Source organism: Brevibacillus choshinensis, assembly GCF_001420695.1.
Classification (GTDB): domain Bacteria; phylum Bacillota; class Bacilli; order Brevibacillales; family Brevibacillaceae; genus Brevibacillus; species Brevibacillus choshinensis.
This window is the reverse complement of sequence record NZ_LJJB01000010.1, coordinates 935,208-959,557: the sequence shown is the minus strand read 5'-3', so window position 1 is coordinate 959,557 and position 24,350 is coordinate 935,208. Positions and strand designations below refer to the sequence as shown.

Below are 24,350 nucleotides of genomic sequence, written 5' to 3'. Positions count from 1 at the left end.
AGATCTGAAATTAAAAAGTGAAGTGTCACTTCAATTAATAAGCATGAAAAAACCACGAATGTGGTAGGAGATTTGTAAAAATTATAAGTTGTAAGAGGAACGGTAGCAATAGGAAAAATGATCAGGACAGCTTCCCCCTATCGCTTTTACAAGAAAGGGGAAGGGCTGGCGAAAGCTTTGCACCTTTGACAACCAAGGAGTATGATAGAGTTATCCTGCTATTTCGAGGTATTACTGATGGAATCCAACTTGGGAAAACTCATTAAAGCATTGCGTGTCGGCAAAAAAAAGACACTTAAGCAAATATCAGAAAAAACGGAACTGTCGATAAGCTTTTTGTCACAGGTGGAGAGAGGAAAGTCATCGATCACTCTGGAGTCATTAAAAAAAATATCAGAGGCACTTGAGGTCAGTCCGAGTTATTTTTTCGCGGATGAGCCTGCACAATCCAAAACCTTGCTGCGAAGAGGGAGTCACGAACCAGAGCGGTCACACTTGGCTCCCTTTGTCTACGAAGACCTGTCTGGTGATCTTGCCAATCCCTCCATGGAGCCGATTTTGGTCACGCTCCAGCCGCATGACGAAAAGGGTACTCCCTTTGTGCACAAAGGCCAGGAGTTTGTATACGTTTTAGAAGGGGTTCTTACTTTGCTGCTCGGGGACGAGGAGTACGATCTCTATCCGGGCGACAGCATTCATATGGAATCTTCTACACCTCACAACTGGTTTAACCGGACTTCGGAACGGGTCAGATTTCTCTGTGTCAACTCCATGCACAAAGCATGAGCGGGTCCTTTACCCTTCGCTATCATCTTTCATATCTGAGGTGGAAATGTGTCTCTTCAACCGAATTTTTTTCAGCAGTATCAGCATGCTGATATCGATGAACTAGCCGATGTGATTGGAGAGCTCCTGCAAAATCCCATTACAATCGAGGATGCTGACCATAAATTGATAGCATACAGCTCGCATGGGGAGAGTACAGATCAGGCGCGCTGGTCGACGATCATGGGGCGGAGAGTGCCAGAGAAAGTATTGACCCGCTTGTGGAAAGACGGTGTATTTCAGGCGCTCTTGACTCAGGACGATCCCGTGCACGTACCGGCCAAGGACGAGATTGGGCTGGGCAAGCGCGTAGCGATCGCGATCAGGCGCAGCAATGACGTGTTAGGCTATATCTGGGCGCAAGAGGTAAACCGTCCGATCACGGCAGATGACGATGAAATCCTGCGCCAGGCTGCACGAGCCGCTGTTGCTCGACTCATGCAGCGCCAGGGAAAACGAAAGGCAGAGGAACAGCGGCGAAAAGAGTTCCTCTGGGAGCTATTACTTGGCAATCACAGCAGCGAGACTGCGATCCGACAAAAAGCAGACAGCTTGCAGATGCAATTGCCCACCTCTTACCTGATTTGTATCGTCGAAGCATCAGGTGCGAGGCTCGACCAGTATTTGTATCCTTTATTGATGCGCGACAAGCTGTACTGGGTCGTGGACGGCTCGCAAATCATTTTGCTGATCGGATTGACCGAGACGAAGAAAGAACAAAACGACGTGTTGATTCGAAAAGTGGAGCAGTTTCTGGCCGACTCTCTGGAAAAGCTGGAGGCGCACGTCAGTGAAGGTCAGGTCACCGCGGGATATGGGCTGGGGTACAAGACGTATACGGATATTGTGAAAAGCTACAGGGAAGCACTCCACGCGGTAAAGGTGAAAAAACTATTTCCGCGGGAAACGGAGGGCATCCACGGGTATCACGAGCTGGGCATATATCGCTATCTGCTGCAGGTAAAGCAATGGGAAGAGGAGCAAGGGTACCGCAACGAGAGGATCGAAAAGCTCAAGCAGTACGACAGAGACAATCAGACGGCGATGCTGGAGACACTGGAGACGTTTCTCGATGCTGCAGGCAAAGTCAATGTGACCGCCCAGAGGCTGCACGTCCACATCAATACGTTGAGCTACCGACTCCGTAGAATTGAAGAGATCGTACGGGTGGATCTGGAGAATATGAACCAGCGTGCCGCTCTTTATTTGGAGCTGAAAATGGCGAAGTTAAATAGCGAACAATAGTTCGTTTGTGGATATTCACAAATAAGAGGACGGCAAGATTAAAGGAATCCCCAAGGAAGCGCATGCAAAAAACGCTGTACAATGATACCAATCTTATTAAATCGGCGTTTCCAAGGAGGACTACCTATCATGATCGTCGGAATTCCAAAAGAAATTAAAAACAACGAAAACCGCGTAGCAATCACCCCTGCAGGTGTAGCAGCGCTGGTACAAAACGGACACAGCGTTGTCGTAGAAAACAATGCAGGTAAAGGTAGCAACTTTACCAATGAAGACTATTCCGCACAAGGTGCGAAGATCGTAGAAACCGCAGCAGAAGCATGGGCTGTCGACATGGTCATGAAAGTAAAAGAACCACTTCCTTCCGAGTACGGCTATTTCCGCGAAGGTCTGATTCTCTTCACATATCTGCACTTGGCTCCAGAACCTGAGCTCACTCGTGCTCTGATGGAGAAAAAAGTAGTGGCAATAGCTTATGAAACCATCCAGCTCGACAATGGCGCATTGCCGCTTCTGATGCCAATGTCTGAAGTTGCGGGCCGTATGTCCGTACAAATCGGTGCACAATTCCTGGAAAAACAATATGGCGGAAAAGGCGTTCTGCTCGGTGGCGTACCAGGTGTGCCAAAAGGCGAAGTTGTCGTAATTGGCGGTGGTATCGTAGGAACAAACGCAGCGAAAATGGCACTTGGACTGGGTGCAAACGTGACAATTCTCGACGTAAACGCAGACCGTCTGCGTCAATTGGATGACCTGTTCCAAGGTCGCGTACAAACACTGATCTCCAACTCCTTCAACATCGCTAGCGCGGTGAAAAAGGCTGACCTGCTGGTAGGTGCGGTTCTGATCCCTGGTGCTCGTGCTCCTCGCCTCGTAACCGAGGATATGGTAAAAGACATGACTCCAGGCTCCGTTATCGTAGACGTAGCGATTGACCAAGGTGGTTCGATTGAAACGGTAGATCGCATCACGACTCACGACAACCCAACGTATGAAAAACACGGCGTCATCCACTATGCAGTAGCAAATATGCCGGGTGCAGTCGCTCGTACATCTACTCTGGCTTTGACCAACGTAACGGTTCCTTACGCAGTTCAACTGGCAAACAAAGGCTATGCGCAAGCAATCCGCGACAACAAAGCGCTCGCAAAAGGCGTAAACGTCATCGATGGCAAAGTAAGCTACAAAGCAGTTGCTGATGCACATAACCTGCCATATGCTTCTGTAGAAGAAGTACTCTTGGTGAAAAACTAAGTCAACCAAATAAGCCAACAGCCTGCCCTTCGCATAAGGGGCAGGCTGTTTTTACGTGTATGGTCATTTCGGAAGCAGATCATCCGGATACTGATACCAGTTTTTTTTCATTTTCCCGGAATCACTCAGGTAGACGTTTACAGTCACACCTTCGAGAGCATCTGCTGATATCTTGTTCGCGTGGTTTTTGGCAAATTGCTTCCAAGCGTTAATATCTCTTCTGTACAGCACTTCTTCAAAGCCGTACAGATCAGTTCCGCGTTCGACTCCTTTCAAAAAAGTTTCCCGTATTTGCTCCGCAACCTCCTTTTCAGCAACCATCTTGATCTCTTCCACAGAGATTTTGCTCATGAGTTCACGGACAAAGCCCTTTAAACGAACGGTTACATGGAAGCGAGGCTTTTCTCCCAATTGAACGGGTAGGATGTCCACGCTTACATTCTTGACTCGCAATGTCGCTCGGGGCTTGTCCTTAACTCGAATGATTATGGATCCAAACTCAGTATGCGGGTTCAACCACCGCAGACCCAGCAGGTCGGTATTTGAGAAGAAACCTTCCCATTGACCCCGGTGAATGGCATGGATGCCATCGATCGAGAGGCGAGAGACGAACTTGTTGTTTTCTTTCCATGATTTCTTGTGAATCGTGATGTTCGGCAGAATGATCGTATTGCCGGGCTCCCAGTAGCGAGATATAAACTTGTAGAACTGAATGGGTTCAATGAAAGAGCGCTGTTTGTAGACTTCATGAGGCTGATGCAGCAGGGAAATCAACGGTGAGAACCCTGTCAAGGAGTGGTTGCTCAGTATGTCCTGAAGCGGTTCTCGCGTGCCAAACACCCATTTGGTGTAGCGGAAAAGGCCATAGCGATTCAAAATGTCGTAGGTTGGCAAAATATCTTTTTTCAATATCCGCTCATGATAGATCAGAGAGGAAACGAAGCCGTTAAATAGGGGAACCTGTGAGTTTTTTTGTAGATTGTCTATGGCGTTTTGCAACGTCTCCCCTCGACCGATCGAAACGACAGCGGGGGGAGAAACTCCGCCCGAAGGAGCTTCCTGCTTGGCAACACTGGCGAGATCGGACGACTGGGCGTAAATCACGTATTCGTTATCGACATAATCGACTCCGATTGCAGACAGGTAAATCATATCTTGAATAGATTTCTGATCCCAGCAACCGCTGAGTAGGGTGAGCGAGCAAATGACCAAGACGCTAGCCATCCATTTGCGTCTCAACTGACATCCCTTCCTTTTTTCTTGCTTTGCTTGAAGATAATAATAAGTGGTCGAAATAAAGCGATATACAGCGTAGAAAGAATATTGGAAGACTGGAGTAGCAAGTAAGGTCTCCCGAAAGAGGTCAAGGTGGACAAATAGTAGATGATCGTAATGATGCTGATCACAAAGCCGTAAGTGCCCACTGTCGCAGAAAGCAAAAATACGAAGAAACGAGCACAAGTAACGGCACCACTTAACGATTGGTTGATCAAGGTAAAGGAAGCGACGACTGTGAGCGATCCAATGAAGAGCATCGAAGGGGAAGTAAACCCAGCACGAATCGAGGCATCTCCGATGATGAGTGCGCCCACGAGTGCAAGCGTTTGTCCGACAGTCTTTGGGAGCCTGGCGCCAGCTTCACGTAAAAATTCGAAGATAAACAAAACGCCTAACAATTCCATGGGCGCGGAGAACGGAAGACCTTTTCTTCCTTGAGTAACGGTCGCCAATAGCTGAAAAGGAAACTCCTCAATATTGTAAGAGGAGAGCGCGATCCAGAAACCGGGCAGGAAGACAGAGATCCAAATGCCACCGAGACGAAGAATGCGTTCCATCCATACATAGACGATGGGATATTGGTCGTCCTCGGGAGACTTGATCAGCTCCAGCAGGGTGACAGGGGCAATCAATGCCACCGGCGATCCGTCGACCAATACAATGGCTTTTCCTTGCATCAGCATGAAAATGGAGTAGTCTGGACGTCCAGTGTAGTCAACGAGTGGAAATAAAGAATACGTTCGGTCACTCAGCTGCTTCTCCAAAATGGCGCTGTTTACGTTTTTCTTCGATTGGCTACCACGTAAACGCTCCCGAATGTCCTCTATGAGGTCTGGAGGAGCGCTATCTCGCATGTAGAGAAGAGCAACTCTCGTACGGGAACGGGTACCGAGCGTAAAATCCTCATAGGAGAGGGTGAGTGTCCGCAACCGCTTGCGGATGAGGGCGACGTTGGCAGAAAGGTCTTCGGTGAACCCGTCCCGCGGCCCTTTGATCGATACTTCGGTATTTGCTTCTTCGGTAGTCCTCTGTGGACGATTGGATATATCCCATGCAAAGGGAGGTGCTTCACCCAAAAATAGCAGAAGATCCCCGGCAAACAATCGATCCACCCACAGGTCCTGATCATCGACAAGAAAGGAGAGGGGGAGAGAACGGATGTCACCTTGAGACAAATCTCTGTTGAGTTGAGGGAGCACGACTTCTTGCATTTGTTTCAGGTCGACAAGTCCCTGACAGTAGACAAGAAGCATTGGTTGGTTCTCGTTCGTGACAAAGCGCATAACCACTACATCAGAACAGTGGGAGAACAAACTCAGAATCTCTTCCTCACGCGTCATGGTCAGCGTTCCCCTCTCTGCTACGTTTCCTCAGGGCAAGTCCAGCAACTGCAAGTGTAACGACGACAACTACGATTAGATAGAGAGGGTAATATACGTCGGTCAAAAATCCAACAAACGCCATGTCGCTAAAAGGAAGGCTTGTGATGGCGATCATGCTTCCTCCCAGTACCAGCAACACGAGAGCACGAGCTTTACGGGTTCGTACTTCCAATATTTCTGCCATCAGCAATAGGCAAAGCGAGATCCGAATGAAAGAGCCCGACAGCCACTGGAATATTGCGAAAAACTCCATGTTCTCAATGTCTTTTCCGATCGTCAGCAGTCGCCATTGTTCAAAGGCAGGGAACCGCTGGCGGGAGGATTCGATAGGGCCAAATTCGGAGATCGCACCGGTAAGAGGGCTTAAAGTAAGGATGACGGTAATGATAATCATGGTAACGAAATGAACGAGTCGCAAAGGTTTTCTCACGTGATGCTGAAGTAAGAGAAGGAGCACCAATTCAGCGAATCCGCCACCCGCGTAAATCATTCCGTGCAGAATCGGAGTTACACCATGCTGAAAAACAGGAAGCATGAGGCTATAGTCTTTTTTTGGCACGTTTCCAAAAGCAACAAAAAAACCAAGCATAGCCACGATCGGGAGCAAGATCGCGGATGTCATGCCTAGAGGACCAATACCCCCGAGTGATGCGATGATACAGATGGCAATCAAAATGAAAGCAGTCATCCACTCAGGCGTAAGCGGTAAATAATTCACTGTGGTCCAAGTTTGTGTATCAATTAAATGAACAAGTGCCATGAGATACAGAGACAAAAGGATCGGGATCAGAATAAGGTAGCTGACAAATTTTCCGCTTGTACGTTTGAGCCAGTGACTAAGCGATTGCTGATCGATACGGGTGTTTATGAATGCAAGCATGCATGCCCAACCCAAAAATGGGATGGCTGCTCCGAGAACACTCAACCAAGAATCTCTTTTGGCTTCGCTGAGCAGAAGCGGGATGACAGTAACGTGATTGGTAATTCCGATGGTCAGCATCATGGTCATGATTGCTTGGCCAATTCCGATTTTCCCGTCCACTTTCATATCGGTTCATCGTCACCTCCATGATGGTGGTACTGCTAGGATTTACCTGCTCACTTGGAAATATGTATCACGGATAAAGGTTACCCACCCTAAGAAAATGTGGTATTCTACAATGAGGCAAAACGGAGTGAGGAGTGCAGCCACGATGTATCAGCTTATACGCAAGTATCTGTTTCAGCAGGACCCTGAAGAGATTCATGAAAAAACCATTCACGCCCTGAAGCTGGCAGAGGATTCCGCTCCGGGCAAAACGTTACTGAAGATGATCTATCAATTGCGAGACGAACGCCTGGAAACGAATGTGTGGGGCCTCAAGTTCCCGAATCCAGTCGGTCTGGCAGCGGGTTTTGACAAAAATGCGGAAGTGTATCATGCGCTTGGTGCACTTGGATTCGGGTTTGTAGAGGTCGGGACGCTTACGCCGCAAGGACAGCCGGGCAATCCGAAGCCGAGACTGTTTCGCTTGCCTGAACACCAAGCCGTCATTAACCGGATGGGCTTTAATAACCTCGGAGCTTATCTGGCCTCTCAGCATCTGGTGGACTTTGCCTATTCCGATGTACCGATAGGCATTAATATCGGGAAGAACAAGGTCACACCAAATGAAGAAGCGGCCAGCGACTATAGCAAATGTATGGACATGCTGTATGCATATGGCCATTATTTCGTCATTAACATCAGCTCCCCGAACACACCAAATCTACGTGATTTGCAGGAGACGGAGAGCTTGCGCGTGCTTGTCCGTGCTGTTAGAGAAAAAGCAGCAGACATGGAAATGCGCGGTGTAAAGAAAAAACCGATTCTCTTGAAGGTAGCACCAGACATGTCGGACGAGCAGATGCACGATGTCGTTCATGCTGCGGTAGAAGAAGGCATTTCCGGCATCATCGCTACGAATACGACACTGTCCCGTGAGGCTGTCGCCAACCATCCAAAAGCGGATGAGGCGGGAGGCTTGAGCGGAAAACCGTTGACGGAACGCTCTACGGCTTGGGTAAAGCAGATTTACCAGGAAGTGGGCGACAAAGTTCCGATCGTGGGCGTCGGCGGTATTTACACTGGTGAAGATGCCTACAACAAGATTCGAGCGGGTGCGAGTCTGGTGCAGGTGTACACTGGGATGATTTATCAAGGACCGGGCATCGTCAAACAAATCAATAAGCAGTTACTGCGGTTGATGGAGAGGGACGGTTTTTCTCACATCAGCGAAGTGGTCGGTGTAGACGCGAAATAATGAAACCGATTCGTGAAAACCGATGGTTCCTTCCATAGCGGAGGTCATCGGTTTTTTTATTGTTTTCCCAATTGTTCTCTTTTTCTATCGCATGGAGTATAATGTTGGTGGACAATTCGGATTGTCTAAGAACTACATATTGTTTGGCATTAGGTGCCTGTATGTGCACGGCATACGGGGTAACAGGGAATCGGGTGAAAGTCCCGAGCGGTCCCGCCACTGTAACCAGGGAGTTCTCTTTGCTAGGAATCCACTCATATATTCTATGGGGAAGGACAAAGAGCGCATCGATCTGGAAGCCAGGAGACCTACCTAGCAGCCACACCCAGAAACCTTCGCGGAAAGGAGCGGTGAATACGAGGCAATATGGCTGAGAAACCAGTCTGTTGTTTTGTGTACACAGATCTCGTCCACTTGGGGATGAGATTTTTTTGTTGCTCGAAAAAGAAATGAGGAGGAAAGGTCATGAATCGTTCTCGCTGGGCGGCTAGCTGTTTGCTGATTGCCGGATTTGTCATCTATTTTATGTTCAATGAACCGCAGACTGGACACGCTATGCACATTATGGAAGGGTATTTGCCTCTATCTTGGGCCTTATTCTGGTGGGTCGTTTTCCTACCGTTCTTCATTTTTGGTGTTCGCTCTATTAATCGGATCGTTAAAGAACACCCACAAATGAAGCTGCTCTTGGGCGTATCGGGAGCCTTTGCTTTCGTACTGTCCGCACTAAAAATTCCTTCTGTGACGGGTAGTAGCTCGCACCCGACCGGTACTGGGCTCGGAGCCATCATGTTTGGACCGCTGGCGATGTCCGTACTCGGCAGTATGGTTCTGCTGTTTCAAGCGTTATTGCTGGCTCACGGTGGATTGACGACGTTGGGGGCCAATGCAGTTTCGATGGCAGTGGTAGGCCCGTTGGTCGCATACGGGGTCTATCGTTTGATCATGAAAAGTGGCCAACAGAGGCTTGCTGTATTTGCCGCCGCAGCATTGGCTGATTTGGCTACGTATGTTGTGACTTCGATTCAGCTGGCATTGGCTTTCCCGGCTGCTAGTGGAGGCGTCCTTGCTTCATTTCTCAAATTTGCCGGTATTTTTGCGATCACGCAGGTGCCGTTGGCGATCAGCGAAGGATTGCTGACCGTCTTAGTATGGAACTGGCTCCAAGCTTACAATGCGAATGAACTGGCGCAACTTCGTTTGCTGAAACGGGAGGAATCGCTGTGAAAAAGGGAATGAACTGGCTATTACTGCTGGGAGTCGTTGTTCTGGCGGTTATGCCGCTTTTGTTTATCAAGGATTCCGAGTTCGGTGGGGCTGATGGCGCAGCAGAAGAAGCGATTAAAGAGATCTCACCGAATTATGAGCCATGGTTCCAGCCGTTTATTGAACCGCCAGGAGGAGAGACGGAAAGCCTCTTGTTCGCTGTACAAGCAGCATTGGGTGCGGGTGTCGTTGGCTATGCGGTTGGAGTGTACAAAGGTCGTACGGAAAAAGGGAAGAAATGAACTGGCAGCAGCTAGATTCCCTATCCTATCAAAATCACTTGAGACATTTGCCGCCAGCTCACAAGCTTTTGTTTGGTTGCGTGCTGCTATTGCTGGTTTTAACGGGACATTCACTCGTGCAACTGATTGTGTTTCTCTGGATGGGAGTGTGGGTGGTTCGTTATGCCCACATTCCTCTCCGGTACCATCTTCTGTTTCTGACCCTCCCGTTATCTTTCTTTGTAGCGGGTTTACCAGCGCTGCTATTTGATCTGGCTCGCAGCGGGTCGAGTGCCATTCCGGCTGACGCGCTGGTAACGTGGAAAGCTGGATCGTATATCATTTTCATTGCACCTGCGTCCGTTACCCGGGCGCTGGAATTGTTTTATCGGATACTAGGAAGCTTGTCCTGTTTCTCGTTTCTGCTGTTTACCGTTCCATTCGCAGAAATCTTGCAGGTTTTTCGCAGGATCGGGATGCCGGAGATCATCACCGATCTGTTGATGATCATGTATCGCTTTATTTTTGTATTATTCGATACGTCGTTTCAACTGTGGGTGGCCCAGCGATCACGTGGCGGTCATCAAGGTTTCCGTTCGCTTTTGCGCGATGTCAGTATGGTAGCGAGCCAGTTGTTTATCCGTGCGATGCGAAAATATCAGTCGCTGTCCATGGGGATCGCAGCCAGAGGGTACGGAGATAGCTTTCATGTGCAAAGCCTGCGCATCCATGCTCGCTCGGTGCGATACGAGTGGGAGTCTGTGCTTGGGTGCCTCGTGCTGATTCTGCTTGAGAGCCTGACGGGAGGTTGGCGGTTTTGACATCATGGTTACTTGAATTCTCTAACTTGCACTACACGTATCCAGGCGGCCAGAAGTCTGTGTTGAATGGGGTAAGCTTGGGAATTCCAGAAGGGAAGAAATGTGCCCTGCTCGGACGAAATGGCTGCGGCAAATCGACGCTGTTTCTACACGCAAACGGGATTCTCCAGCCCCAGCAAGGACAGGTCTCGTGGAGAGGCAATCCGTTTGTCTACAAGCGCTCCTTTTTGCAGGAGATGACGCAAAAAGTGGGACTGGTTTTTCAGGATCCCGAGCATCAGCTGATAGCGAGTACGGTCTCGGAGGATATCTCGTACGGCTTGTTCAACAGAAAGCTGCCACCGGAGGTAATCCGGGAAAAGGTAGGGAATATTCTCGAGACTTTCGGGATGACAGAGCTAGCGGAAGTCCCCATTCACCACTTGAGTCTGGGGCAAAAAAGACGTCTCGCTGTGGCAGGCGTCATGGTTTTGGAGCCGGAACTATTATTGCTCGATGAGCCGACTGCTTACCTCGATCGCTATCAGACGAAAAATCTGCTACGCGAGCTGGACCATATTCATCAGAATGGAACCACTGTTCTGATGGCTACGCATGATATGGATATAGCCTTTGAGTGGGCAGAGTGGATTTGTGTCATGGATGGAGGACGTCTGATCTTTGCGGGAGAACCTCAGGAGGCGCTTGCGCAAAGAGAGATGCTGGAGAGCCTGCATCTAGGCATGCCGTTGCTCGCAGAGGTGTGGGAGGTCTTGCCCGAATCACTGAAAAGGGATATGGGCGGGATTCCTCGATCCGTAGAAGAGTTAAAGAAAAAGCTGGAAGCAAAACAGGAGGTCGCCTCAGTGTGAGGGGCCTTCTGTTTTTTGTACAGAAAGCGAGTACAGATAGGAATATATCAGTATTTTTGTGTGCTGTGGTGGTGGGGAGAAGCAGGTTTCCGATCTGCGCTCCGGCCATCCCCGCCGAACAGGTTCGGCGGCCCTGCAAGGGAGTATAGACAGTCCGCTCCACAACGATTCACGGGGAAGCGGTAAAGTAGTAGCCGCTCCGCAGGGAATACAGAGGTACCGCTTCTGGATCCCGTGAATTCGTTGTTCCCCTCAGCTGGGTTCCGGAGTCGCTCCGCCTGGAAACCTACTTCTTCTGCGAGCTGTCGGGATGGAAGAACCAAGCTGACCTTCTTCAAAGACATGGTTCTATGTAGGGTTTTCTCAAAGAAACTCCTTGGAAAGCCCCCAGAATCAGGCAAGTGGGAGAGCCAAAGCTGGCCGAGGAAAAAGGGCAAATAAGCGGAAGATCTTTGGAACACCAACCAAGGCTCAATGGAAAAAACGAAACACGGTTGTAAGTGTCCACCTCTGAGGATCTCCCTGAGATGGCTGCTTCGGACGCGGTTTCGTTTTTTACATGGAGCTGGAGAGGGATGCCCCCCAGTAGGTGTTCCTATGAAGCTGGAGCGTTTTCCCCTTTTTTCTCCCCTCCACTACAGTCTGACCGAGTGTAAAAAGGAAGCGGGTGTATTTCCCGCGTATCTCTTGGTGCAGAAATGCTATTGGATAAATGGATTATCGAGGTATGGTCCCTTGATGGCGACGCGCATGAGCTGGGTGGCCATATATTTTGGGGTGTAAGGCATGTCTTTTTCTAGCCACCACACAATCACTCCTAGGAAAGCCGCGGCAAAGTACCGAATGGCGAATTCTCTCGGCACCGTAAGGCGATCATCATCCGGTTGCATATTGTTGATGCCTTTTGCGATAAAATCGATCAGTACGTCCATCAGGCGGGATGTGAAGTGGGGCATGTTTCTTTCTGTCAAAAACACCTTGTACAGCCTGCCGTTCTGCGAAATCTGTTCAAATAGGTGGATAAAATTCTCGTGAGGCTGATCACTTTGCCAGTCGAATTTCTCTTTTTCAGCAAAAGCCAAGTTCATACTCTCGACTAGGTCGCTTACGATTTCCTCTGAGCTCTGATAGAAAAGATCGAGTTTGTCGCGATAGTGCAGGTAGAAGGTCGCACGGTTAAGCGTTGCGCGTTTCGTTATATCTTGAACGGTGATCTTCTCGTAGCCATGTTCATGAATCAATTCAACAAGGGCGTCTCGCAGCATTAGACGAGTCCGGATGACGCGTGGGTCCAGCTTTTGATCTTTCTTCGACATTTTTGCTCTCCTTGTATTACTTTTCTCGTTTTAACGACACAATGCAGCGATCTGATGATAAAGCGACGGATCTATGATTCGTGTTGGTTGCCCATTTCTGGAGGCTTGCTATAATTATATTAACAACACGGTGTTGATAAAACAACGTGTTGTCAAGTATTCGCAATATCATGTAGATGGCGTTGCATGATTCTCATAGCCGAATCATTCTACTTTAGAAAGGATTGGTTGAACATGGGTCGTTTGAGCGGAAAAGTAGCAATCATTACTGGTGCTGCAATGGGGATGGGTGCTTCCGAAGCAAAGCTATTTGCACAAGAAGGAGCAAAGGTAATCGCTACAGATGTTCAGGTTGAAACATTGAACCAAGTGGTACAGGAAATTAAAGAAAATGGCGGCGACGCAGTAGCCATTAAACATAATGTGACATCGGAAGAGGAATGGAAATCCGTGATAGCCGAAGCGGTAAGTCTTTACGGAAAAGTGGACGTTCTGGTGAACAATGCAGGTGTATCTTCACCGAAAACCATTGCCAACATGGAGATGGCTGAATGGAACAAAGTGATGGATATCAACCTAAATGGTTGTGTGATCGGGATGAAGTATGTGATCCCGGAAATGAAAAAAGCGGGTGGAGGCTCGATCATCAACATTTCTTCGATTGGCGGCATTGTGGGGATGGCGGGTACAAGCCCGTATACGGCTGCCAAAGGAGCACTGCGTGTGCTTTCCAAATCAGCTGCTGTCGAGTATGGAAAAGACAGAATTCGCGTCAACTCCTTGCACCCGGGTATCGTTGTCACACCGATGACATTACCGTCGATGGAAGAAGGGGGAGCGATACCGTACTATCAAACGTACACACAGCTTCCGTACTTCGGTGAACCAGAAGATATCGCCTATGGAGCTATTTTCCTAGCGTCGGATGAATCGCGTTTCATGACAGGCGCTGAATTAGTGATTGATGGTGGATGGACTGCTCTGTAATACAATTGATCTCTAAATGAAAAAGCCAATCCTTCCAAAGCGGAAGTGGTTGGCTTTTTTCATGAGGAAAAACCAATTAAAATAAGAACTCAAAGAATCCAGTAAGCATTAAATAAGATACCAGACCTATTAAGATATTTTAACGTTAACGTATGAACACGAGGGGAGATGGTAGTCAATTGAAACTAATACCAAAAGTAGCTTATTCAATTGGTATCATAATGCTAGTTGTATATGTATCTATGGTTATTAATACGCCGTCTGAGCCTAGAGATTTAATAATCCGTGCGAGCAATACGTGGCTACATGTAATCGTATTACCATTAATTATCAGTTATTTTTGTTTCGTATCTGCCCAGTGTCAATTGTGTTTCCTTTTATTTATAAATAATTATAATTATTCAAGTAAGAATAGTTGTAAAAATTCATAAGGCAAACTCATCGAAAGGTGGATAAGTAAGACTTTTAGGTCTAATATTTTCCTTTTATATATAATTTTTTTGGACATAAATATCGAAGCTAGCATAAATCGTGAAAGGTATTCTAAAGAGTAGGTTACCTTATTTTTTGGCAACCTGAGAGTGTCCCGAAAAGGTATTAGAAAGGCTAGCCTGGAGCGAAGAATGGAAGCAGGCTTCTCCCCACAACAGCAACTTTCTCGATAGACTGACAGGTCTTAAAAGGCCTGTCTTTTCTTACACGTAGAAAAGAAGCCAATCCTTCCAAAATGGATGCGATTGGCTTTTTTCTTGCTCCTATCAATCACTCAGTATGAAATCCCCAATTCCTTCAGCTTCCTGTAGAAGGTCGTTCGCCCCATTCCGAGCTTGGAGGCGAGCATGGTCTTATCCCCATAATATTTATCGATGTACTTGGTCATGATCACGCGTTCTGCCGCGATCAAGCTCTCACGATAGCTTTCGTGCAGGTCAAACTCCAGCTTCTGGTCGTTGCCTCCAAAATCATTAGATCGGTCCTCCATGCATTCCCAGATGATCTCTTTACAGGTCTCGAAATTCTGCACCTTCTCCGGCTCGCACAGGATAGAAAAGCGCTCCAAAATATTGTAGAGCTCGCGGATGTTTCCGGGATATGTATACTTCTGTAGCTCCGCGCACAATTTCTCGATGCACGGTTTGATGTAATGATAGAGCTCCTTGTTTTGATGCAGTAAAAATTGCATAGTCAAAAGCGGAATATCCTCCAGCCGATCGCGCAGGGGAGGAATATTCAGCTTCAAAACGTTTAGCCTGTAGTAGAGATCAGCTCGGAATTTGCTGGTTTTCACCAAGGGCAGCAAGTCCTCATTGGTGGCCGCGACGACTCGGATATTAATGGGAATGACCTTGTTTCCCCCGACACGGACGACTTCTTTTTCCTGGAGAACCCGCAATAACCGCGCCTGAAAATGAAGAGAAATGGAATTGATCTCATCCAGAAAGACCGTACCGTTGTGGGCGATTTCAAAAAGTCCCTTTTTCCCGTTTTTGGAGGCGCCTGTAAACGCTCCGTCCTCATATCCAAAGAGCTGGCTCTCGAGGAGAGTTTCCGGCAAGGCTGCACAATTGATAGCGACAAAGGGCTGCGATTTTCGGTCGCTGTGATTGTGGATGCTCTGGGCCAAAAGCTCTTTTCCTGTTCCGGTTTCTCCAATGATCAGGATTGTGGAGTCGGTCAACGAGAACCGTTTGGCGCGTTCCACGGTTTGGATCATGGTTGCGTTGGTGCTGATGATATCTTCAAAATGAGCTCTGGCTACCTGCCCCTTCGCTTCATTCTCCAGCCGGTACTTTTGTTCGATATTCTGGATGTGAGTCATGTCCTGAAAGGTGAGGACGTTGCCGATTTTGACATTCTTTTGATAGATTCCGGTTTTGGTTGTATTCAGCCGGGATTGCTTGCATTTGATGATCTTGTCCTGGAAGCTGTCCTCATGAGCGAGCTCCTGCAAAGAGAGATGGGAGAGAGCGTTGGATAGGTCTTTACCTACGAGATTTTCAGCAGGAAGTTGGAGGAGCAGGCGGGCCGCATCGTTGACGATGGTAATCTCGTCGTGGCTGCTCGTCGCGATGATACCGTCGCGCACAGAATTGATGATGGCCATAAAGGCCTGATTGCGTTTTTCTTCTTCTCTTTTAAAATGAATGATTTCCAAAGCGCGCTCGATTGACTCGACAATGCTGTTCTCGGTATAGATAAGCGTTCCTTGCATTCCGTATTGCTTCGCATATCGGACCGCTAGTCCCGTTCCAATCACGGAGCCATCTTTTTCGGAAAATTCCCTTATTTTGAGCTGTAGTTCTGGTGGGGTGTTGTAGTTGATGTATTCCAGCTTGATATTCAAAAGATCCTGCAAGGTAGAAAAGTCGTATCTCAAATCTGCCAGCTCCGCCATCGCGATCGCGATTCGGCGCGAGTAAGGAATGGCCTGATTGACGGCAGCCAGTATATCCGAAGGCGTCAGATGCAGGTGAATGATCGGGATACTGGTCTTGCCTACGAGCAGTCCTTCGATAAAACGGCCGGTGATGATGATGTCGGTGTCGATCTTTTCGATCAGCGAGAGGATGGAAGGCACCAATCCAGGAGAATCGGCCAAATTGATTTCTAACAACTGCAAATGAACATTCAGTTTGTGGGCGAGCTTGGCGGTGACGCGCTTGGCTAGGTTAATAAAATCACCCTGTCCCACGATTGCGATCTTGGTTGTCATGCTGTTCCCTCCTGGTAGGAGAAGTGGCATTTGCAAATGTCTGATGATACCTATTTTAGTACGTTTGTATCAAATATGGAACGGATCACCTGTCCATAATAGATTGCAAATCATATTTTGTGAATATTTAAACTGTTGGCACAACTTTTGCATTCTTGATTCTAGCAAAACGAAAGGGGGAGCTTATCTTGTTTACTGTTAAGCCAAGAGTACAAGGAGTAACGCAAGAGATTCTCGATCTTTACGAGACAGTCAGTCCATCGACCATTGGACATTTCACGGATTTTGGTTTTCTGAATGGACTTACGCCGTTGTTTCGACCCATTCGTCTGGTGGGCAATGCCGTGACGGTACGGATCCCGCATATCGATGCGACGGCGATTCGTCATGCTTTGGACCTGGTAGAGCCGGGGGATGTTCTCGTTATCGATATGTCGGGTGACGAGAAGCGCGCATGCTGGGGGGAGTTTTTGACGTATGCGGCTGTAACGAAAAAAGTTGCGGGCGTCATCATTTCCGGGTGCGTGACGGATGTTCGCCCAATTATGGAATTAGGCTTCCCTGTCTTTTCTCTAGGGGTGAGTGCGCTCACGACCCGTACGCTGGGAATCGAGGGAGAGGTCAATACGACTGTGAGCATTTGTGGAGTGGCAATCCATCCGGGAGATTTGATCGTAGCCGATGATGACGGTGTATTTGTAGTAAGTCCTGATCAGGCAAAAGAGTTCGGGGAGAGAGCCTTGGAAAAACAGCAGAAGGAATTGCAGATGCGTACAGAGCGTGGGTACGACAGGCTTTTTGAATCCCGTGTGACGCGGACTTGAGAACATTCCAAGATAAAAGGGGGAAATCATGAGATGAAACGAAAGCGGATTGGGAAATGGGCAGGTCCTATCGTATTGGCTTTCTCTCTACTTGTATCAGCTTGTGGTACAAGCGAGACTTCCTCTCCGGGAGCGGAAGTGGAAGCGAAGGATTTGATCGTAGGATTGACGGGAGATCCGGTAAGCTTGGACCCGCATATTGCGACAGACACGATTTCCAGCCTGATTAACTATCAAGTATTGGATACGCTGGTTGCCTTCAATGACAAAATGGAGATCGTTCCACGCTTGGCCGAGAGCTGGACGGTTTCCGAGGACGGGAAAACCTGGACCTTCAAGCTCAGACAGGGAGTTACCTTCCAGGACGGGACGCCTTTTAATGCCGAAGCGGTGAAAACGAATTTCGAGCGGGTGGCTGACAAGGGGAAAAAGCTGAGCAGACGTGTGCTGGTGGGCCAATTCATCGACAAGATCACCACAAATGGCGACTCAGAGGTAGTCTTTCAGCTGAACACCCCACAAGGACCCTTTTTAAATAACTTAGCAGTCACGGCGAGCGGGATCCTCAGTCCCAAGTCGATCAAAGAAAACGAGCAAGGAATCGCGAAAAATCCGGTAGGAACAGGACCGTTCAAGTTCAAGGAATGGACACCTGGAAACCAGGTGGTGCTGGAGGCAAACCCGCAGTATTGGGGTGGGAAGCCAGGGGTCAAATCTGTCACTTTCAAACCGGTACCTGAAAATGCGGCACGTGTCATTATGCTGGAAACGGGTGAAGCAGACGTGATCGAAAAAGTCCCAGCTTCGGAATTCGAGCGACTGAAATCAAACGACGAAGTGCAGGTCGTTTCCAGGCCGACGAATCGAGTGCTGTACGTTGGGATCAACACCACGGTCGCTCCCTTTGACCAGGTGAAGGTACGACAGGCATTAAACTACGCGATTGATCGGGAGACATTGGTAAACAAGCTTTACGAAGGTCGGGTCAAGCTGGCAACGGCATCCGTGGCTGCACAAACGTTTGGCTACAGTGATGTGGGAGCCTATGCGTATGACGCAGACAAAGCAAAGCAATTGTTGAAGGAAGCGGGAGTCAAAGAAGGAACCAAAATTCGTTTGATCTTGGCTGCGAATGTGATTCAAGACCGTCCGGCTGCCGAGTTTGTACAGAACAATTTGCAAAAAATAGGCCTGGATGTGGAGTTGAAGATTCTCGAATTGGGATCGTATTTGGAAACGTTGAAAGATCCATCCACCTATGAATTGTTCGTCCGAGGTGCTTCTGCCTCTACTGGGGATGCTGATTCCGTCCTTAGTGATGGCCTCTTGTCTACGAGTGCAACGAACTACTCCCACTATGCGAATCCAAAGGTTGACGAGTGGATCAAGACTGGGGCTGCTCAGACCAAGCCGGATGAACGTCAAAAATCGTACGCCGAAGCACTCAAGCTGATCAAGGAAGAGGCGCCGTGGATCTCGCTTCACGAGGATGTGGGGTATGTCGGCATGCGGAAAAACATAGAGGGTGTCGAGGTTCAACCGACGTATATCTGGGACTTGCGAAAAGTAGTGAAAAAATAAGAGGAGAGTGAAGGTTCATGTCCTTTCAAATCGTGATGGCCCAGCTGGGGGCGACGGATGACAAGAACGTAAATCTGCAGAAAGCGGAAAAGGCGCTGCAGGAGGCGACTGAAGTGTATGGGGCGGATTTGGTGGTCTTCCCCGAGGCGTATATGAGTTATTTTATCGTCGGTACGCCACGCGAGGTGAAGCTGAACGATGCGGAGGCGATCGACGGCCCGTTCGTGAGCGGGATGTGCGAGCTCGCGCACAAGTACAGCGTGTGGATCATTTTTGGCATGAGAGAAAAGGCGGAAGACCCGGAGGATGACAGGGTGTACAACTCTGTCGTCCTGGCAGATTCTAAAGGTCAGGTCGTGAGCACGTACCGGAAAACGCATTTGTACGATGCTTTCGGAGCAAAGGAATCGTCCTCGATCAAGCCGGGCGATTCCTTGTTCCAGCCGGTCGATACGCCTTTTGGTAAAATCGGACTGCTCGTTTGCTACGAATTGCGCTTTCCGGAAATTTCCCGCTATCAGGCATTACACGGTGCAGACGTCCTGATCGTTCCCTCCGGTTGGGTGAAGGGACCTGTGAAGGAAAGGCATTGGGAGAGTCTGGTGACGGTACGGGCATTGGAAAATACGACTTATGTCATCGCGTGCAACCAGGTAAACGACCATTATATCGGGCAGAGTCTCGTCGTGGATCCGATGGGGGTAGTCCTGGCGCGCGGGGTGGAGACGGAAGGGCTCATCCCTTGTCGAATCGATCTGGAACGCGTGCAGGAAGTGCGTTCCAAGCTACCCTCTCATTTGCACCGGCAGCCAGAGTTGTACGTCTGACCAACCATTTCAATATAACTAGGCCGAATCGAGAGAAAAGGAGGCGTCGAGTTGCTGGGATATATCGCAAAACGTCTGCTGCAAATGATTCCAACCTTGATCGGTGTATCGATCCTCTGCTTTATCATCATTCATTCGGTACCCGGGGATCCAGCCAATTTAATTGCAGGAGTGGATGCTACGGCGGAAGAGATCCAGATCGTAAAGGAACGCTTGGGGCTCGACCGCCCCTTGTATGAACAGTATGGAAGCTATGTCATGGGGATGCTCCAGGGGGATTTAGGCAAATCGCTGCGTTCCGACAGACCTGTGGCAGAAGAAATCTTGTCCCGGTTTCCGAGCACCATCATGCTGACGATGCTCTCAGTCGTCGTCATGGTCCTCGTTGGCCTTTTCGCAGGAATCATGTCTGCGATCAGGCCAAACAGCATGAGGGACAACGCGACGATGATGGTTTCCCTGTTCGGAATATCGATGCCGGTATTCTGGTCAGGGATCATGCTGATTCTGGTGTTTTCCTATTACCTGCAATGGCTGCCCTCGGGCGGAAGCACGCAGCTCAAGCATTACATCCTTCCTGCGCTCGCGCTGGGATTGTCTTCCTCCGCCGTATTAGCGCGTTTGACCCGCTCCAGCATTCTGGAGGTGATTCATCAGGACTTTATTCGAACGGCGCGTGCCAAAGGCGTCAGGGAAAAGCTGGTCATCTATAAGCACACGTTAAAAAATGCCTTGATTCCCATCATCACCATTGTGGGTCTGGAATTCGGACATCTGCTGGGTGGGGCTGTTCTGACAGAGACGGTATTTTCCATGAACGGAATCGGGCGCTATATCATCCAATCGATTCAGTTTCGGGACTATCCGGCTATTCAGGGGAGCATTCTGTTTGTTGCTGCGATTTTCGTCATTGTGAATCTCGTAGTCGACTTATGCTACGGCGCGGTTGATCCTCGAATTCGATACGATTAGAAGGGGGCGAAAGCGATGAGCGATACGGAAGTTAGCGTACAGGTAGGCTCCCAACCGGCAGAGATGTCCTACCAACGGCGTTCGCCTTGGGCATCTATGATGCGCAGATTTCGAAAAAACAAGCGCGCTCTGGTAGGTTTCTGGATGGTCGTCGTCTTTGTCAGCATTGCCGTTTTTGCACAAGCGATTGCCCCTTACGACCCGATCGAGCAAGACATGAACGTGATCCTGCAGTCCCCTTCTGCCGACCATCCTTTTGGGACGGATGAATACGGACGAGATATTTTGTCGCGGATTATTTATGGCTCGCAAATCTCGTTGATGATCGGGATTGTCGGTGTCTTAATTTCGGTAGTCGTTGGCGTAGGGCTGGGAACGATCTCTGGCTATTTTGGCGGTCGGACGGACATGTTCATCATGCGGATTATGGATATTTTTATGGCATTTCCTAGCTTCCTGTTGGCGTTGGCTATTGTTAGCGTATTAGGGCCGGGAATGGTGAACGTCATGATCGCGATTGGGATTTTCTCGGTGCCGACCTTTGCTCGGATTTCCCGAAGTGCTGTCATCTCGGTAAAGAACAAAGAGTTTATCGAGGCGGCCAAGTCAATGGGCGCAAGCCATGCCCGGGTGATCTTCAAGCATGTGCTTCCAAACAGCGTAGCACCTATCATCGTCTTGTCTACCATGCGTATTGCGACGGCCATTCTCACCGCTTCGGGGCTGAGCTTTCTCGGGATGGGAGCGCAACCGCCGACACCGGAATGGGGAGCGATGCTGAGTACAGGCAGAGAGTATTTGCGAACTGCTCCACATGTGAGCACGATACCGGGATTAGCGATTATGTTTATGGTGCTCGCTTTTAATATGCTGGGAGACGGTTTGCGGGACGCACTGGATCCGAAGATGAAGCTGTGAGAAAGGGGGATAAGCATTGGAGCGCAAACTGCTCGAGATTAAAGGGCTGAAGACGTACTTTTATACGGACGAAGGGGTAGTGGCGGCAGTTGATGGCGTGGACATCAGCATTCGCGAAGGAGAGACGTTAGGGATCGTGGGAGAGTCCGGCTCCGGTAAAAGTGTAACCTCTTTAACAGCGATGCGACTGACGCCCGGCAAGGTGGTAGACGGCTCGATCACGTTTGACGGGAAAGACATCCTAGCGTTGTCAGAAGAGCAAATGAGAGAGATTCGGGGAAACCAGATGGCGATGATTTTTCAAGAACCGATGACCTCTCTGAATCCTGTTTTCACCATAGGAGATCAGATAGGGGAAGCCGTCCGTATCCACAGGAACTACAGCAAAGCGCAATCTAGAGCGCGGGCCGTGGAAATGCTCAAGCTGGTAGGAATTCCGAGAGCGGAACAAATCGTCGACGAATATCCGCATCGCTTGTCCGGGGGTATGCGGCAGCGGGTAATGATCGCCATGGCGATGGCTTGTGATCCAAAGCTCTTGATTGCCGATGAACCAACGACGGCTCTAGACGTGACCATTCAGGCGCAAATCCTGGACCTCATGAGAGAGCTGAAAGCCACGAAGGGAACAGCGATTCTACTCATTACACACGACTTGGGCGTTGTAGCGGAGATGTGCGATCGGGTCGTGGTCATGTACGGCGGAAAAGTGGTGGAGGAGAGTGACGTCATTACCCTTTTCACCCATCCACGTCACCCGTACACACAAGGTCTGATGAAGTCCATGCCGACACTTGATTCGGAAGAGAAGCGGCTTTATTCCATCAAAGGCAGTGTACCTGCACAAGGCAGCTTGCGAAACGGATGCAGCTTTGCCCCTCGTTGTGAGCACGCTATGGCTATTTGTCGCGACCAGTCACCTTCCTTGGAAGAAATCGAGTTGGGGCATTTCAGCCGATGCTGGCTCCATGCATCCATGGAGGGGAGGACAGGTCATGAATCAGCCGTTAATTGAAGTAACGAATTTAAAGAAGTACTTCCCGATTAAAAAAGGGATATTCAGCCGAACTGCAGGGTATGTAAAGGCGGTCGACGGCTTGGATTTTTCCATTTACAAGGGGGAGACTCTCGGATTGGTAGGAGAAAGCGGCTGCGGCAAATCCACTACAGGTAGAGTGCTTTTGCAGCTGCTTGAGCCAACAGAGGGCGAAGTCAAATACGAGGGGAAAAATCTGGTAGGCATGAACACCTCACAGCTGCGAAAACTGCGCAGGGATATGCAGATGGTTTTTCAGGACCCGTATGCATCCCTCGATCCGCGCCTGACAGTAGGCGACATTATTGCGGAGCCGCTGGAGATTCATCAGATCGCGCGGGGGAAGGAAAAGGATCGGCGAATCGATGAGCTACTGAATGTCGTTGGCTTGAGCAGCTACCATGCCAAACGGTACGGCCACGAATTCAGCGGCGGACAGCGCCAAAGGATCGGAATTGCCCGTGCGCTGGCATTGAATCCAAAGCTGATCGTTGCAGACGAGCCGGTATCAGCTCTGGACGTGTCCATCCAGTCGCAAGTCATCAATCTGCTGCAAGATTTGCAGGAACAATTCGACTTGACCTACTTGTTTATCGCCCATGATCTCAGTGTGGTGAAGCATATCAGCAACCGGATCGGCGTGATGTACTTAGGGAGAATCGTTGAGCTGGCAGACAAACGTGAGTTGTTCGATTCCCCGATGCATCCGTATACGAAAGCCTTGCTGTCGGCTGTGCCCACTCCCAATCCACTGATCAAGAAAGAGCGGATCGTTCTGCGCGGAGACGTGCCAAGCCCAGCCAATCCGCCTGCGGGATGCACGTTCCATCCGCGTTGCCCGGCTTGCATGGACATATGCAAAACGGTAAAGCCCGTGTTTCAAATAAGGAACGGCCGCTTTATCGCCTGTCACTTGTACGAATAATAGCGTAAGCCAATACGGGAGGGGAAATACCATGACTGTGGCAACGAATCGGATGAAAGAGATGAGCTGGACGACATTTCTGGAGCGCAAAAAACAGACCGATCTGGTCATTATTCCGACAGGAGCATGCGAAGTGTACGGTCCACATTTGCCGATGGGTTCGGATATGCTGGTCGCAACCAAAATCGCTGAGCTGGTTGCTGAGCGCGTGCAGGCCATCATCGGTCCGACTCTGGAGGTGGGAGATTCGTCGGCGCTCGATGATTTTCCAGGGACGATTACGATAACGCCGGATAGCTTCAAGGCATATCTGAAAGATGTGGTAGACAGTCTGGTCAAATGGGGATTCAAAAACTTTCTGTTTATTAACGGGCATGCGGGGAACGTGGCGATGGTGAATCACGTTTCCCAGACGCTGAGGCAGCAGCCGGAGCTTCGCTGCGCGCAGATTGACTGCTGGCGTTTTATCAAGGCGCAGGATCAGGGCATCGTAGAGTCGGGAGAAGTAGCGCACGGTCATGCCGGGGAAGCGGGAACGTCTGTCTTGCTATACTTGTATCCGGAGCTCGTCGATCTGGGGCAGGCAGTAGATGAAGTGCCGAAGCAAAAGGATTCGTTCCCCGATGTGATCAAATATGCACGGTACGGTACAAAAACAGATTCGGGTACAATCGGTTATCCGAGCCTGGCGAGTCGCGAAAAAGGAGAGGCGCTGGTGCAGCGATCCGTGGATCGCATAGCTCACTTCCTGAATGAAACGTGGGACGTCTCTTATAAATGAAGTAAGGAAAAAAAGAAGCCAATCCTTCCAAAGCGGAAGCGATTG

Annotated in this window: 22 protein-coding genes and 1 riboswitch; of the genes, 17 read left to right on the top strand and 5 right to left on the bottom strand. The window is 49.3% G+C overall.

Annotation, left to right across the window (positions count from 1 at the left end):
• The first annotated feature begins 237 nt into the window (after positions 1-237).
• The 3 genes from AN963_RS14840 to ald all read left to right on the top strand — a co-directional run bounded on the left by AN963_RS14840 (position 238) and on the right by ald (position 3,324).
• Complete coding sequence (locus AN963_RS14840; RefSeq protein WP_055745330.1) at positions 238-786, top strand: helix-turn-helix domain-containing protein; 549 nt, start codon at positions 238-240, stop codon at positions 784-786.
• 48 nt (positions 787-834) lie between these two features.
• Positions 835-2,070, top strand: coding sequence for a PucR family transcriptional regulator (locus tag AN963_RS32670; protein ID WP_055745329.1), 1,236 nt, complete (start codon positions 835-837; stop codon positions 2,068-2,070).
• A 129-nt stretch (positions 2,071-2,199) separates the two neighbouring features.
• Positions 2,200-3,324 (top strand): alanine dehydrogenase, encoded by a 1,125-nt coding sequence (gene ald, locus AN963_RS14830; protein ID WP_055745328.1) that lies wholly within the window; start codon positions 2,200-2,202, stop codon positions 3,322-3,324.
• Positions 3,325-3,387: 63 nt separating this feature from the next.
• On the opposite strand, the gene AN963_RS14825 is transcribed toward ald, so the two are convergent.
• Genes AN963_RS14825 through AN963_RS14815 form a run of 3 tightly spaced genes read right to left on the bottom strand, consistent with a single transcriptional unit; the run spans position 3,388 to position 7,032 of the window.
• On the bottom strand, positions 3,388-4,563 hold the full coding sequence (locus AN963_RS14825; RefSeq protein ID WP_055745327.1) for a Ger(x)C family spore germination protein: 1,176 nt from the start codon (positions 4,561-4,563) through the stop codon (positions 3,388-3,390).
• Complete coding sequence (locus tag AN963_RS14820) at positions 4,560-5,942, bottom strand: spore germination protein (RefSeq protein WP_055745326.1); 1,383 nt, start codon at positions 5,940-5,942, stop codon at positions 4,560-4,562. Before AN963_RS14820 ends, AN963_RS14825 begins: the two co-directional genes overlap by 4 nt.
• The gene (locus tag AN963_RS14815) at positions 5,932-7,032 is read right to left on the bottom strand and encodes a GerAB/ArcD/ProY family transporter (protein ID WP_055745325.1); all 1,101 of its coding nucleotides are present in this window, start codon (positions 7,030-7,032) and stop codon (positions 5,932-5,934) included. The genes AN963_RS14820 and AN963_RS14815 overlap by 11 nt, the downstream gene beginning before the upstream one ends.
• A gap of 145 nt (positions 7,033-7,177) precedes the next feature.
• Between AN963_RS14815 and AN963_RS14810 the strand changes: the two genes are divergently transcribed.
• The 5 genes from AN963_RS14810 (at position 7,178) to AN963_RS14790 (ending at position 11,425) form a co-directional block, all read left to right on the top strand.
• Positions 7,178-8,266: a quinone-dependent dihydroorotate dehydrogenase gene (locus AN963_RS14810; RefSeq protein WP_055745324.1), complete on the top strand. Its 1,089-nt coding sequence runs from the start codon at positions 7,178-7,180 to the stop codon at positions 8,264-8,266.
• Positions 8,267-8,400: 134 nt separating this feature from the next.
• A riboswitch (cobalamin riboswitch) is annotated at positions 8,401-8,596 on the top strand.
• A 135-nt stretch (positions 8,597-8,731) separates the two neighbouring features.
• A complete protein-coding gene (locus tag AN963_RS14805; RefSeq protein WP_055745323.1) occupies positions 8,732-9,493 on the top strand; it encodes an energy-coupling factor ABC transporter permease in 762 nt (253 codons plus the stop codon).
• Positions 9,490-9,774, top strand: coding sequence for an energy-coupling factor ABC transporter substrate-binding protein (locus AN963_RS14800; RefSeq protein WP_083496948.1), 285 nt, complete (start codon positions 9,490-9,492; stop codon positions 9,772-9,774). The genes AN963_RS14805 and AN963_RS14800 overlap by 4 nt, the downstream gene beginning before the upstream one ends.
• A complete protein-coding gene (gene cbiQ, locus AN963_RS14795; RefSeq protein WP_055745322.1) occupies positions 9,771-10,574 on the top strand; it encodes a cobalt ECF transporter T component CbiQ in 804 nt (267 codons plus the stop codon). Before AN963_RS14800 ends, cbiQ begins: the two co-directional genes overlap by 4 nt.
• Entirely contained in the window at positions 10,571-11,425 is an 855-nt protein-coding gene (locus tag AN963_RS14790) for an energy-coupling factor ABC transporter ATP-binding protein (RefSeq protein WP_055745321.1), read from the top strand. The genes cbiQ and AN963_RS14790 overlap by 4 nt, the downstream gene beginning before the upstream one ends.
• Positions 11,426-12,126: 701 nt before the next feature.
• On the opposite strand, the gene AN963_RS14785 is transcribed toward AN963_RS14790, so the two are convergent.
• Entirely contained in the window at positions 12,127-12,741 is a 615-nt protein-coding gene (locus tag AN963_RS14785; RefSeq protein WP_055745320.1) for a TetR/AcrR family transcriptional regulator, read from the bottom strand.
• 234 nt (positions 12,742-12,975) lie between these two features.
• Here AN963_RS14785 and AN963_RS14780 point away from each other — a divergent pair, with 234 nt between their 5' ends.
• Positions 12,976-13,728, top strand: coding sequence for a glucose 1-dehydrogenase (locus AN963_RS14780; protein ID WP_055745319.1), 753 nt, complete (start codon positions 12,976-12,978; stop codon positions 13,726-13,728).
• Positions 13,729-14,494: 766 nt separating this feature from the next.
• Here the strand turns inward: AN963_RS14780 and AN963_RS14775 are convergent.
• Positions 14,495-16,441: a sigma 54-interacting transcriptional regulator gene (locus tag AN963_RS14775; RefSeq protein ID WP_055745318.1), complete on the bottom strand. Its 1,947-nt coding sequence runs from the start codon at positions 16,439-16,441 to the stop codon at positions 14,495-14,497.
• A gap of 188 nt (positions 16,442-16,629) precedes the next feature.
• Here AN963_RS14775 and AN963_RS14770 point away from each other — a divergent pair, with 188 nt between their 5' ends.
• The 8 genes from AN963_RS14770 to AN963_RS14735 are packed head-to-tail and all read left to right on the top strand — an operon-like array spanning position 16,630 to position 24,305.
• Positions 16,630-17,265, top strand: a complete 636-nt coding sequence (locus AN963_RS14770; protein ID WP_055745317.1) for an RraA family protein — start codon at positions 16,630-16,632, stop codon at positions 17,263-17,265.
• Between the two features lie 33 nt (positions 17,266-17,298).
• Complete coding sequence (locus AN963_RS14765; protein WP_055745316.1) at positions 17,299-18,846, top strand: glutathione ABC transporter substrate-binding protein; 1,548 nt, start codon at positions 17,299-17,301, stop codon at positions 18,844-18,846.
• Between the two features lie 17 nt (positions 18,847-18,863).
• Positions 18,864-19,673: a carbon-nitrogen hydrolase family protein gene (locus AN963_RS14760; protein WP_055745315.1), complete on the top strand. Its 810-nt coding sequence runs from the start codon at positions 18,864-18,866 to the stop codon at positions 19,671-19,673.
• Positions 19,674-19,724: 51 nt separating this feature from the next.
• The gene (gene nikB, locus AN963_RS14755; RefSeq protein ID WP_055745314.1) at positions 19,725-20,645 is read left to right on the top strand and encodes a nickel ABC transporter permease; all 921 of its coding nucleotides are present in this window, start codon (positions 19,725-19,727) and stop codon (positions 20,643-20,645) included.
• A 15-nt stretch (positions 20,646-20,660) separates the two neighbouring features.
• Positions 20,661-21,563 carry a nickel transporter permease gene (gene nikC, locus AN963_RS14750; protein WP_055745313.1) on the top strand — a complete coding sequence of 301 codons (903 nt, stop codon included), beginning with the start codon at positions 20,661-20,663 and terminating at the stop codon, positions 21,561-21,563.
• Positions 21,564-21,579: 16 nt separating this feature from the next.
• Positions 21,580-22,578 carry an ABC transporter ATP-binding protein gene (locus AN963_RS14745; RefSeq protein WP_055745312.1) on the top strand — a complete coding sequence of 333 codons (999 nt, stop codon included), beginning with the start codon at positions 21,580-21,582 and terminating at the stop codon, positions 22,576-22,578.
• Positions 22,559-23,524, top strand: a complete 966-nt coding sequence (locus AN963_RS14740) for an ABC transporter ATP-binding protein (RefSeq protein WP_055745311.1) — start codon at positions 22,559-22,561, stop codon at positions 23,522-23,524. Before AN963_RS14745 ends, AN963_RS14740 begins: the two co-directional genes overlap by 20 nt.
• Positions 23,525-23,555: 31 nt before the next feature.
• Entirely contained in the window at positions 23,556-24,305 is a 750-nt protein-coding gene (locus tag AN963_RS14735) for a creatininase family protein (RefSeq protein WP_201783755.1), read from the top strand.
• Positions 24,306-24,350: the final 45 nt, after the last annotated feature.